We start from the raw sequence: 12,698 nt of genomic DNA on the forward strand, positions 1-12,698 counted from the left end.
GACGGTATGCGGATGCGAAGGTGTCTCCTGATGATCGCGCTGGGTGGGGCCGTGGCGATGCAGGCGAAGGAGATGCAGGCGCAGGAGTTGACGGGCACGGCACGGCAGCGGGTGCTGGAGACGGCGCGCTCGCGCTACTACAACCTGACGGGGCTGGGCGTGAAGTCGTTTACATGCGGCGTGAACTTCGATCTCGATACGCTTTCCAAGGGTTTTTTGCCGGCGGGGGATATCGCGGATCGGGCATTACTGCAGACGGCTGTTTTTACGCTGAAGGTCACGTCCGGGGGGCCGACGTTGAAGTTTCAGTTCCCCGATGGCGCGCAGTCGCAGTCTGAGGACGTGGTTGCAGGCGCGACGCTCTGGATCTCAGAGCTAGTTCAGGGTTTCTTCCAGACCTGGCCGCTGAAGGGCTTTGCCGGGCCGATTCCGCACCAGGAAAAGCAACTGCTCGGCGTGGCGCAGGATGGCGAAGGCTACCGCATCACGGTCAAAGGCCCTGCCGGGCCAATGGTGTTGCACCTGGATAGGAACTCCATGGTGACGGAGATTCAGAGTCAGAATGGCACGGCTAGCCAGATCGACGAGCATCCCATCTTCACCAGCGCGCCGGAGGGAATGGTGCTGACGGGCAACGATACTCAGGATACAGAGCCGAACGGCACGACGCGGGCACGGTATGCCATCGATATCGGCCGGGTGGACGGCTTTATGATCCCCCAGCGGGTGCGGCTGCTGGTGGGAGAGCATGTGGACGTGAAGTTTGCTCTGAGTGGTTGCAAGGTGGCGACGGCGAAACGGTAACCTGACTTCCAAGGATGCCGATTAGGCTTTGTAGAATTCGCTCCGCTTGCGGCTGTAAAAGAAGTAGACCACCAGCCCGATGGCCAGCCACACGAAGAACCGCACCCACGTAATTGCTGGCAGTCCTGCCATCAGGAGGAGGCAGAAGAGCGTGCTCAAGACCGGGATGAGGGGGCCGAAGGGTACCCGGAAGCCGCGCCGGCGGCCCGGGTCCTTGTAGCGCAGGACGATCACACCGATCGAGACCAGTACGAATGCGAAGAGCGTCCCGATGTTCGACATCTCGGCAAAGGTGCCGACATCGAAGAGCCCCGAAGGGATCGCGACCAGTATCCCCGCGACCCAGGTCGCAAAGGCCGGCGTCCGGAACTTCGGATGCAGGGTAGAGAAGATATCCGGCAGCAGGCGGTCGCGGCTCATGGCGAACCAGACGCGTGCCTGGCCAAGCTGGAAGACCAGGATCGACGAGACCATGCCGACGATGGCACCGATCAGGACGAAGAGGCGGACGAAGTGCAGGCGATGACCGCCGGGCAGCAAGGACACTCGCTTAAGGGCGTTCACGACGGGTGCGCCATCGCCCGCGACCGTCTGCCACGGCACCATGCCGGTCAGCACTGCGGCTACGCCGATGTAGAGGATCGTGCAGACGATCAGCGTCGCAATGATGCCGATGGGCACGTCGCGCCGTGGGTTTTTGCACTCTTCGGAGGCGGTCGAGACGGAATCGAAGCCGATGTAGGTGAAGAAGATGATCGATCCGCCGGCCAGCACGCCCGTGAAGCCGTTGGGCGAGAAGGGGTGATAGTTGCTGGGATGGATGAAGCTGGCGCCGAACGAGACGAACAGCAGGATGGCCGCGATCTTCACCAGCACCATGATGTTGTTGGTCTGGGCTGATTCGCGAATGCCGCGCACCAGGACCACCGTCAGCAGGAGCACGACGAAGAATGCGGGGAAGTCGAAGCCGAAGTGCCAGCCGGTGGTGAAGATGTCCTTGCCGGCTAGATCCTGCAGGCCCAGCGGTAGATACGCCGGGGAGAGCCATTTGGGATCGAGATGGATGCCTAACCAGTCCAGCAGATCCACAAGGTGGGCCGCAAAGCCGACCGAGACGCTCATGTTGGAGAAGGCGTACTCCAGGATCAGGTCCCAGCCGATGATCCAGGCGATCAACTCACCCATAGTGGCGTAGGTGTAGGTATAGGCTGAGCCTGCGATGGGGATCATGCTCGCAAGTTCCGCGTAGCAAAGCCCCGTCAATCCGCAGACGACGGCCACCAGCACCAGCGAAAGTGCCAGCGCAGGCCCCGCGCCAGGCCGACCGGCAACAGCGCCTGAGGTATGGTGCAGCCAGCCTACGACCAGGTCCAGAATGGGCGAGCCCTTCCAGTCCTTGAGCGCGGCGGGATTGCCACCAATGGCGGTGCCAATGACGGTGAAGATTCCTGAGCCGATGACCGCACCGATTCCCAGGGCGGTCAGAGAGACGGGCCCCAAAGTCTTCTTAAGGGCATTCTCCGGCCGTTCCGATTCGGAGATCAGTTTGTCGATCGATTTTGTGGCGAAGATTTGTCGGCCCAGCTGGCTTGCTCCTGTACGGAATACGTGCGGAAAGCAGCTACGGTGCGGCAAAACCGGGCAGAGAGAACTCTGCCCGGATGCGTCTCAAAACCTAAATAATTTAGCTAAAACGAACTAGCGCTTGCTCTGACCGCGTGCAGCCTTCTTGATCTTGGCCTTGTTCTCACCACGAGCGCCGGTGCGCTTGGCCTTGGGAGCAGCCTTCTTGCGTGCGGCCCGCTTGATCTTCTTGCGCTCTTCGGTATCGGTAATTGCCTTTGTGTTTGCCATAACTTGCCTTGATCTCTCTTCCAGATAAATGGGGTGCCGGTCGCGTTGCGGCCGTTGTAACTACAGCCGTTCCAGCTGGGCGAACTTCTCCACCAGCTTCTTCACGCCGTGCTGTTGAAATTGTACTGTAATCTTCGCGTCATCTCCGTCTCCTTCACGCTGAAAGACGATGCCTTCCCCGTATTTCGGATGACGAACCCGTGATCCCTTGCCCAAACCGGTCTTTCCGGTCGCTGCGGGGATGTCCAGCTTGGGTCGTGCAAACTTCGCGCCGGGGGCTCCGCCGCGAGAGGCAAAGAACGCCGCCACATTGTCCAGGGACTTCGCAGGCGACTGCTGCCCGGCCATCTGCCGCCCCGGAGCCGCTGCCGCCTTGCGCTCGCCAGACTGATCCTCATCTTCGTAGGAGTAGTGGCGATCACCCTCCTCGTACCCGGGTTTCTGACCGAAGCGCCCGCGCTGTGGATAGGGTGTCGAATAAGAAGACGAGAACTGGGGTTGGGCTGCGGGACTGCCGAGATCCTCAACCAAACGCCCGGGAACCTCTTCCAGGAAGCGGGACGCAACCGAGGCCTCCGGCATGTCCGATCCATACCGCCGCCGGTACCGCGCGCGCGTCATCACCAGAGTGTCCATGGCGCGCGTCATGCCTACGTAGCAGAGACGGCGTTCTTCCTCGAGGCCGGTGGGGTCGGTGAAGGTGCGCGAGTGTGGGAATAAACCTTCCTCCATGCCTGCGAGGAAGACCAGCGGAAACTCCAGTCCCTTGGCCGCGTGCAGCGTCATCAGCGTGACTTTGGCCTCAGCCGAATAGCTGTCCGCATCCGACACCAGCGCGGCGTGATCCAGGAACTCGTGTAGGGTCTCCCCGCGCTCTTGAGCGTCCTGGGCTGCGTTGGCGAGCTCCTTCAGGTTCTCAATGCGGGAGAAGGACTCCGGCGTCGCCTCATCTTCAAGCGCGCGGATGTAGCCGGAGCGCTCGTTGAGGAACTTGATCAGCTCTGGCAGCGTCGCCGCATCGCCTGCCTTGCGGAAGGCCGGCCGCTCCGGCTCCTGCGCGGCAAGCTCTTTTTCTTCGTTGGCGACGGCACGCCGTGCTGCCGCGGAGGCACTTGCTGCGGACTCCTTCAGGACAACGGGCGCAAACGGGTTGAAGCTGACGGAACCGATATTGTGCGCGGCGTCTGAATCGACGGAGTTCTCAGCGGCCAGTGTAGAGATTTCCTCGCTTGGACCGAAGTCGAAGCCGAAGTTGAAGCTGGTGTCGAAGCTCGTATCCGCCGCAGCATCCGCACCCGTTTCCACCGGCTCTGCCTCAACGGAGAAGCCGAAGCTTACATCCTCTTCGTCGTCGGCGGTCTCCGCCTCGACATCCTCCGCCAGCTTCTCCGCAAAGCCCGGCCCCAACATCGCCCGGGCATCTTCGATCAGGCGCTTGAACCCACTCAGCGCCTGCAGCGCACGAGCCGGCAGCAGCTTCTCTTCGATCGCCCTTGCGATCGCATCCCATGTGCTCATCCCTGTGGTCAGGGCCATGCGCTCTAGCGTCTCCATGGTCGTCTTGCCGATGCCGCGCGGCGGTGAGTTCACGCTGCGGCCCAGCGCCACGGAATCATGCGGATTCTGCACCAGCTTCATGTAGCTGAGGATGTCCTTCACCTCAGCACGATCGTAGAAGCTGAAGCCGCCGACCATGTGATACGCAATCTGGTAACGCCGCAGCGCCTCTTCCACCAGGCGGCTCTGCGAGTTCGTCCTATATAAGACAGCGCAACGGGCAGGCTCTTCGGTTTCAGTCTGTCCTGCCTCGCGCAGATACTTCTTTATGCGGTCCGCGATGAAGAGCGCCTCATTCTCGCCGTCCGGAGCCTCATACAGCCCAATCAGCGAGCCACCCTCTCTCGCCGTCCACAGGTTCTTGCCCTTGCGCTGCGTGTTCTGCGCGACCACCGCGCTTGCGCCCTCAAGGATCATCTGAGTTGAGCGGTAGTTTTGCTCCAGCCGGATCGTCTGCACGGCCGGGAAGTCCTTCTCAAAGTCCAGGATGTTCTTGATGTCCGCGCCGCGCCAGCTATAGATGCTCTGGTCCTCATCGCCCACGACGCAGATATTCTTGTGATCGCCGGCCAGCAGCTTCATGAGCTCATACTGCGGCTTGTTGGTGTCCTGATACTCGTCGATCATCACGTACTGGTAGCGACGGTTGTAGCGCGCACGCGTTTCGCCGGAGCTCTTCAGCAGCCGCACGGTTTCGAGCAGCAGATCGTCGAAGTCCAGTGCGTTCGCCTTGTTGAGTTCTTTCTTATAGATCTCGAAGATATGCGCGATCTTCTCTTCCAGCGGATTGGTGGACGCCAGGAAGTACTCCTGCGGATCGATCATGTGGTTTTTTGCCCAGGAGATTCGTCCCAGCGCCACGCGCGGCTTGAGACTCTTGTCGTCGATGCCCAGACGCTTCAGCGCGGACTTCACCACCGCCTGCTGATCGGTTTCGTCGTAGATGGCGAAGGTGCGCGTCAGTCCCTTGCCGCCGACCTGCAGCGCCTCGATATCACGCCGCAGCACGCGCACGCAGAAGCTGTGGAAGGTGCTCAGTGTGGGCTTTGCCAGTGAGCTGTGCCCGATGATCTTATCGACACGCTCGGCCATCTCCTTGGCGGCCTTGTTGGTGAAGGTCACCGCGAGGATCGCGTCAGGCGAAACGCCGCGCTCTTCAATCAGGTAAGCGATGCGGTGCGTGATGACGCGAGTCTTTCCAGACCCTGCGCCGGCCAGCAGAAGCACCGGGCCATCGACGGTCTGGATGCCCTGTTGCTGTTGCGGATTCATCTTTTCTAAGAGGCGGGACATGAGGCGACAACTCCAGCTTTCATTTTAAGCCAACGTCATCTGTGCTAGGCTCCGCAGGCTCTTCCACTGCCCACGCTGACCACTTCCGGACACCACTACTGATCACTCCCGGACAGTGTGAACGCCCAATGAATACGCGGGTTTTAGCGATTTAAATAAAAATGAGAAATCGTGAAAAAAGATGAACTTTTACGGAACGAACCGAGTCTACTTCCCGTAACAGTTGTCACGACGAGCCTGACTGAACCATGGCAGCCTATCCCGTCGAACTCTGTAATCCGAAGGGAAACTCCAATGATCTATTCGTCACTCGCCGTACTCGCCCTCGCCGCCTCCAGCACCCTCGCCTCCGCCGCCATGCCGCTTGGCAATCTCGTCCACCTGCATCCGCACTCGCAGACGGATACCCGCGTTGTGGTGACCCTGGTCAATAAGTCTCAGAGCTTCCGCGACGTGAAGATCGGCGGCCGCAACTATACCGTCACCTCGCACGGCACGCTTGCAGTGAAGGCTCCCGCCGGCACCGTCATCTATGTCAACAGCTACATGCCCAACCACCACGTTGGCGATACTTTGCTGGATCTGTCGCCGGAGCAGAACAACACCAAGGTCGTCCTCGACTAACCACCGTCACTAACTCCTGGACCCTTGCAGAGAAGCGATCGTTCCAGCACATGCCGAAGCGGTGGGACTCCAACACCCACATTCCTCCCACCGCTCCTGACGGCAACCGTGTCTCCTGGCCGCGCCCTCGCTAACGTTTCACAGGCTTCTTGTTCACCGCAGACGTGCTGCCCTGCGGCAGAATCGTAATCGACGGCTCCGCACATTCACTCAGTCCTTTGCATACGGTTGGCGTCACGCCATCCTTGGCCAGGCAAGCCTCCACGGCAGTCAGCTCCTTGTTGCTGCAGCTCACCAGAATGCTCCCTGCCGGAAACGTCGGGTTCGCCTGTTGAAGCTGCTGTTGAATCGCGGCGGGCGTCATGGTCACAGCCTTGGTATTTTTGAAGGCCGCAGGAACCTTGAACGCGTGGAAGTCCGTGCGTTCGAGTTGGAAGAATGCATCCGGCCCAAGTCCCGTGCATGTCCCATGCTTCGGCCACTCATGTTCCAGTAGCGTAAGGTCCGGCGAGATGTCCAGATACTGGCTATAGTTCTTCGGCCCCGGCGCATTTGAGCAGCTCACCGGGTAACTGCCGTTGTTATTCTGCGGCCAAAGGCCATGCACGATGAACCCCGGTTTTGCCTTGCACTCGGGGCTCGTCGCCTCGATCGCGCAGAACTCCGGCGACCACGAAAGATTCAATAGATAGAAATCAAATACCCCTACCTTGCCCTTCTTCTGCGCGTTTGCAGGCGCAGCGATGACAAGCAGGGAAGCAAAGAGGCACGCGAGCGAGGTCAGGGTCTTCATACCCAGAATCCTACCCGCACGCAGTGAAATGCGAAACCGGCACCGGCCACCTCCTATACTGGAGAGGCCTATGTCAGATTCCAGATTCGCTCCCGTTGAAGACCAACTTGCCCTTCTCACCAAGGGCGCAGCCGAGATCATCCCGCTCGATGACCTGCGCACGCGCCTTGAAGCCAGCCTCAAATCCGGCAAGCCCCTTCGTGTGAAGGCCGGCTTCGATCCTACCGCGCCCGACCTCCATCTGGGCCATACCGTCCTTATGCGTAAGCTGCGCCACTTTCAGCAGCTTGGCCACACCGTCATCTTCCTCATCGGTGATTCCACCGCGCTCATCGGCGACCCCACCGGCAAGTCCCAGACCCGCAAGCAGCTTACCCAGGCCGAGATCGACGCCAATGCAGAGACCTACAAGCAGCAAGTCTTTCGCATTCTCGATGAATCTAAGACCGAAGTCCGCTACAACTCGGAGTGGCTCGCCAAACTCGGTTTCGCGGACATGATCCGTCTCGCCGCCAAGGCCACTGTTAGCCAGATGCTGGAGCGTGAGGACTTCCATCAGCGCTTCAACAACGAGGAGCCCATCAGCCTGCATGAGCTTCTGTACCCGCTTGCGCAGGGCTATGACTCGGTTGCACTGGAATGCGATGTCGAACTCGGCGGGACCGACCAGAAGTTCAACCTGCTAATGGGCCGCCGCCTCCAGCGCGACGCAGGGCAGCTTCCGCAGATCGTCTTGATGACGCCGATTCTGGAAGGCTTGGACGGTGTGCAGAAGATGTCCAAGTCGCTCGGCAACGCCGTCGGCGTAGAGGACTCGCCGTTCGATATGTTTACCAAGCTGATGACGATTCCGGATGCGCTCATCGGCCGCTACTTCACCTTCCTGACGGACCTACTGCCTGCCCAGATCGCGGTGATTGAGGAGCAGATCGTCGCCGGCCAGCTTCATCCCATGCAGGCCAAACGAGATCTTGCTCGCACCATTGTCGAAGGCTTTCACACGCTGGAGGTCGCCGCTCACGCGGAGGAGAACTGGTCGAAACAGTTCCAGCAGGGCGGCGTCTCGGACGATATCGAAGAAGTAGGCATCACGCAGGCTGAGATTGCTGGCCCGGAAGCCCATAATGCACAGGATGGCGTCACGGGCTTCACCATCAAGCTGCCTCCCCTGCTCGTCCACTGCGGTCTCTGCCCGTCAAACTCTGAAGCTACCCGCAAGCTCCGCGAAGGCGCCGTGAAGATCGACGGTGAGGTGCAGAAGGATGCCGTGATGCAACTGGCGAGCCTTCCCGTTACCTTGACGATCCGACTTGGCAAGAAAGCCAAACGAGCCGTCATTACGTAAGACAGACCTGAGAGCAGGGCCGGCGCATCCAACGGGAATGAGCGAGTTCGATGTGTTGGTGATTGGGGCCGGAATGGCCGGGTTGTCGGCTGGCCGGGCCCTGGCTGAGGCGGGGCTGCGCGTAGTTTTGCTGGAGGGGCGGGACCGCGTCGGTGGGCGCATCCTGACCGTGCGGGCGGGGGATGAGGTCGTCGAGATGGGTGCGGAGTTCGTGCATGGACGGCCGCAGGAGCTTTGGGATTTGATCGGGGAGGCAGGTCTCCAGACCTATGAGCGGACCGGAGAGTTTCTGCGTGCGGGGGATGGCGGGTTTGAGAGTGAGGGTGATGAGGACGAGGAGCCGCTCGAAGACTTGAAGACATATGAGGGGCCTGACCTTTCGTTTGCGCAGTATGTCGAAGGCTTGGGCCTTTCGGCGACTAAGAAGGTGGAGGCGATTGGGTACGTGGAAGGGTTCAATGCCGCCGATGCGCGGGAGGCCTCGATTATTGGGTTGGGGCGGCAGCAGGTTGCGGAGGATGCGATCGAGGGGGACCGGCTCTGGCGGATCAAGGATGGATATGACCGGGTGCCGGAGTTCCTGCTGGAACGGTTTGAGGTGGCGGGTGGGCGGGTGATGCTGGGGGCTTGCGTGAAGGAAATTGCCTGGGAGCGCGGGCGAGTGGTGGTCAAGACATCTGCAGGTGAGTTCAGGGCGGCGAAGGCCGTGGTGACGCTGCCGCTGGGAGTTTTGCAGGCGGGGGTAGTGACGTTTTCTCCGGAGCCGGCGGGGGTGATGGCGGCGGCGAGGCGGATGAGGATGGGGCAGGTTTGCCGGTTTACGTTGGTGTTCAAGAAGATGCTCTGGCCGGAGGGGATGAGTTTTTTGATGGCGCGGGAGGCTATGCCGCCGGTGTGGTGGTCGGCGTGGCCTTCTGCGGGGCTGACGATGACGGGTTGGGTTGGTGGGCCACGGGCTGACGAGTTGATGGGGGATATGGATCTACAGGCGCGTGGGATGGCTGGGTTGGCGGCGGCTTTGGGGGTGTCAGAGGATGTCGTGAGTAAGGAGTTGATTGGGGTTCATGTGCATGACTGGGCTTCAGATGAGTTTGCGCGGGGGGCTTACTCATGGGTGCCGGTGGGTGGTGTGGACGCTTCGGCAGAGATGGGCGTGCCGATGGAGGAGACGCTGTTCTTTGCAGGGGAGCATACGGATACGACCGGGCATTGGGGGACGGTGCATGCTGCGCTGCGGAGTGGATTGAGGGTGGCGGGGCAGGTGCTGGAGTCGATTGGGGAATGATTGGGAGCGGTGAAAACCCACCTCCGAAATCCGGACATGGGGCACCCAGGTCTGGGGTTGGGATAAATGTGTGAACTCGGATTGGCTGGGGTGCATCTGAGGTTAGTATGGTTGCCACGAAATCTCTTCTGAACACGCCCCTGGATATCACGCCTGATACGACGATCATGGTAAATGGGGAGGCTGTTGCCGCTCATGCGGGAGAGCATCTCATTGAGGCGCTGAATCGCCATGCAACGGCTTTGAACGTCAAGGGCACGCCGCAGGTCTGCTACGTGCCGCAGATGGGGCCGATCCAGAGTTGCGATACCTGCATGGTGAAGGTGGATGGGAAGCTGGTGCGGGCCTGTGGGACTCCTGTGACCAGCCAGATGAAGGTGGAGACCGAAGGGTATGAGGTGGATGTGGCGCAGCGGGAGGCGTTTGACCGCATTCTGCAGAATCACATGCTGTACTGCACGGTCTGCGATAACAACAACCAGAACTGCACGGTACATAACGCGACGGCGGACCTGGATGTGAAGCATCAGGCTCGTCCTTATATGGAGAAGCCGTATGAGAAGGATATGTCCAACCCCTTCTACCGGTATGACCCGAACCAGTGCATTCTGTGCGGGCGTTGCGTCGAGGCCTGTCAGAGCGTGCAGGTAAACGAGACGCTTACGATCAACTGGGAGAGTGAGCACCCGCGGGTGTTGTGGGATGGCGGGGAGAAGATTGAGGGATCGTCGTGTGTGTCGTGTGGGCACTGCGTGACGGTTTGCCCATGCAATGCGCTGATGGAGAAGACGATGATCGGCCATGCGGGGTACCTGACGAACATTCCGCCGAAGGTCCTGGACGACATGATCGAGGTAGTGAAGGGGATCGAGCCGCCGATTGGGTACGGGCCGATTCTGGCGCTGAGCGAGATGGAATCGGAGATGCGGCATCAGCGGGTGAAGCGTACGAAGACCGTGTGCACGTACTGCGGGGTGGGGTGCAGCTTCGAGGTGTGGACGCGGGATCGGCATATCTTGAAGATCGAGCCGACGCATGGGCCGGCGAACGGCATTTCGACGTGCGTGAAGGGCAAGTTTGCGTGGGATTTTATCAACTCGCCCGACAGGTTGACGCAGCCGCTGATGCGGCAGGGCGATACGTTTGTGCCGATCACGTGGGATGCGGCTCTGGACCTGATCGCAGAGAAGTGGGGGAAGATCAAGGAGGAGCATGGGCCGGATGCGCTGGCGTTTATCGCTTCCTCCAAGTGCACGAACGAAGAGAGCTACCTGATGCAGAAGCTGGCGCGGCAGGTGGTGGGGACGAACAATATCGATAATTGCAGCCGGTACTGCCAGACGCCGGCTTCGATGGGATTGCAGCGGACGGTGGGGTATGGGGCGGACTCGGGATCGATCTCGGATATCGAGATGGCTTCGCTGGTGATCATCGTGGGGGCGAACTCGGCGGAGTCGCATCCGGTGCTGGCTACGCGGATCAAGCGGTCTCAGAAGCATCGGGGGCAGAGGCTGATCGTAGCCGATATCCGGAAGCATGAGATGGCGGAGCGGGCGGACATGTTCATTCAGCCGAACCCTTCTACGGACGAGGTCTGGCTGAGCGGCGTGGCGAAGTACATCCTGGATCACAACCTGGCGAAGATGGCCTTCGTTCATAAATGGGTGAACAAGTTTGAGGAGTATGCAAAGTCGCTGGAGCCGTTCACGCTGGAGTATGTGGAGCAGGTGACGGGTCTCTCGCAGGACACGATGATCACGCTGGCGAATGAGATTGCGGCGGCCCCTACAGTTTGCATTCTGTGGGCGATGGGGGTGACCCAGCATTGTGGCGGCGCGGATACCTCGACCTGCATCAGCAATCTGCTGTTGCTGACGGGGAACTATATGCGGCCGGGGACTGGGGCTTATCCTCTGCGCGGGCATAACAATGTGCAGGGTGCGAGCGACTTTGGGTCGATGCCGAACATCTTCTCCGGCTACCAGAAGGTGGATGACGCGGAGATTCGCGGGAAGTTTGAGGCGGACTGGGGATGCACGCTGCCGGTGAACAAGGGACTGGATAACCGGGAGATGATCGAGGCGATCCACGCCGGCAAGCTGAAGGCGATGTACATCAAGGGCGAGGATACGATCACATCCGACTCAAACGCGAACGATGTGGGCGAAGCGCTGCGGAAGCTCGACTTCCTGATCGTGCAGGACATCAACTTCTCTGTGACGTGCGAGTATGCGGATCTGATCTTGCCGGCTTCGCCATCGCTGGAGAAGGATGGGACGTTTGTGAATACGGAGCGGCGGATTCAACGGCTATATAAAGCGCTGGAGCCACTGGGAGAGTCGAAGCCGGACTGGGTGATTCTGCAGATGATTGCGAATCGTCTGGGGGCTGGGTGGGACTATAAGCATCCTTCGGATGTGATGGTGGAGGTGGCTCGGCTGACGCCGAGCATGGCGGGCGTGACGTATGAGCGGCTGGAAGGGTTCAAATCGCTGCAATGGCCGGTGGCGAAGGATGGGACCGACACGCCGCTTTGCTATACGGAGAAGTTCGCGCTGCCGGATGGGAAGGCGACGTTCTGGCCGCTGGTGTATGTTCCGCCATCGGAGGAGGTCAGTGCCAAGTACGATCTGCACCTGAATAATGGGCGCCTGCTGGAGCACTTTGAGCAGGGATCGATGACTTATCGGTCGCCGGGGATCAAGGAGATCACGCCGGAGAACTTTGTGGAGGTATCGCCTGAGTTAGCGGCGGAGCGTGGGATTGCGACGGGCCGGTATGTGCAGTTGACGAGTCCGTATGGTCGGGTGAGGGTGCAGGTGCTGGTGTCGGACCGGGTGAAGGGCAAACAGCTTTATATGCCGCTGAACTCGGTAGCGGAGCCGGTGAATAAGCTGACGGGCTCGCACACGGACCGGGCGACTCATACCCCGGCGTTCAAGGAGACCTCGGTTGAGATGACGGTGCTTCCGGAGATGGGGGAGAATCCGCTGCCGAGGAAGAACTTCCGGTATGGGACTCGGCATCCGCAGATGGGATTAGAGATTGAGCGGAAGTGGGCGCTGCCGGGGTATCACCTGCCGGGAACGAAGGAGAGCGATAAGCTCGTGCAGATCAAGTCGATTACGGTTTAGAGAGCGGAG

Annotated in this window: 9 protein-coding genes; 5 read left to right on the forward strand and 4 right to left on the reverse strand. The window is 60.2% G+C overall.

Annotation, left to right across the window (positions count from 1 at the left end; translation table 11 throughout):
* The first annotated feature begins 12 nt into the window (after positions 1-12).
* Positions 13-804 (forward strand): hypothetical protein, encoded by a 792-nt coding sequence (locus ACIX9_RS17305; protein ID WP_157477662.1) that lies wholly within the window; start codon positions 13-15, stop codon positions 802-804.
* Positions 805-825: 21 nt separating this feature from the next.
* Here ACIX9_RS17305 and ACIX9_RS17310 read toward each other — a convergent pair whose 3' ends face one another.
* From ACIX9_RS17310 to ACIX9_RS17315, 3 genes are all read right to left on the reverse strand, one after another.
* On the reverse strand, positions 826-2,439 hold the full coding sequence (locus ACIX9_RS17310) for an amino acid permease (protein ID WP_013581788.1): 1,614 nt from the start codon (positions 2,437-2,439) through the stop codon (positions 826-828).
* Positions 2,440-2,502: 63 nt separating this feature from the next.
* A complete protein-coding gene (locus tag ACIX9_RS26530; protein ID WP_013581789.1) occupies positions 2,503-2,658 on the reverse strand; it encodes a hypothetical protein in 156 nt (51 codons plus the stop codon).
* A 60-nt stretch (positions 2,659-2,718) separates the two neighbouring features.
* Positions 2,719-5,508, reverse strand: coding sequence for an ATP-dependent helicase (locus ACIX9_RS17315; RefSeq protein WP_013581790.1), 2,790 nt, complete (start codon positions 5,506-5,508; stop codon positions 2,719-2,721).
* Positions 5,509-5,802: 294 nt separating this feature from the next.
* Here ACIX9_RS17315 and ACIX9_RS17320 point away from each other — a divergent pair, with 294 nt between their 5' ends.
* Positions 5,803-6,132, forward strand: a complete 330-nt coding sequence (locus ACIX9_RS17320; protein ID WP_013581791.1) for a hypothetical protein — start codon at positions 5,803-5,805, stop codon at positions 6,130-6,132.
* A 130-nt stretch (positions 6,133-6,262) separates the two neighbouring features.
* Here ACIX9_RS17320 and ACIX9_RS17325 read toward each other — a convergent pair whose 3' ends face one another.
* Positions 6,263-6,925 carry a ribonuclease T2 family protein gene (locus ACIX9_RS17325; protein WP_013581792.1) on the reverse strand — a complete coding sequence of 221 codons (663 nt, stop codon included), beginning with the start codon at positions 6,923-6,925 and terminating at the stop codon, positions 6,263-6,265.
* Positions 6,926-6,995: 70 nt separating this feature from the next.
* On the opposite strand from ACIX9_RS17325, the gene tyrS reads away from it, so the two are divergent.
* From tyrS to fdhF, 3 genes are all read left to right on the forward strand, one after another.
* The gene (tyrS, locus tag ACIX9_RS17330) at positions 6,996-8,270 is read left to right on the forward strand and encodes a tyrosine--tRNA ligase (RefSeq protein ID WP_013581793.1); all 1,275 of its coding nucleotides are present in this window, start codon (positions 6,996-6,998) and stop codon (positions 8,268-8,270) included.
* A 37-nt stretch (positions 8,271-8,307) separates the two neighbouring features.
* Positions 8,308-9,555, forward strand: coding sequence for a flavin monoamine oxidase family protein (locus ACIX9_RS17335; protein ID WP_013581794.1), 1,248 nt, complete (start codon positions 8,308-8,310; stop codon positions 9,553-9,555).
* Between the two features lie 107 nt (positions 9,556-9,662).
* The gene (fdhF, locus tag ACIX9_RS17340; protein WP_013581795.1) at positions 9,663-12,689 is read left to right on the forward strand and encodes a formate dehydrogenase subunit alpha; all 3,027 of its coding nucleotides are present in this window, start codon (positions 9,663-9,665) and stop codon (positions 12,687-12,689) included.
* Positions 12,690-12,698: the final 9 nt, after the last annotated feature.

The sequence above is a fragment of the Granulicella tundricola MP5ACTX9 genome (genome assembly GCF_000178975.2).
Lineage (GTDB): Bacteria > Acidobacteriota > Terriglobia > Terriglobales > Acidobacteriaceae > Edaphobacter > Edaphobacter tundricola.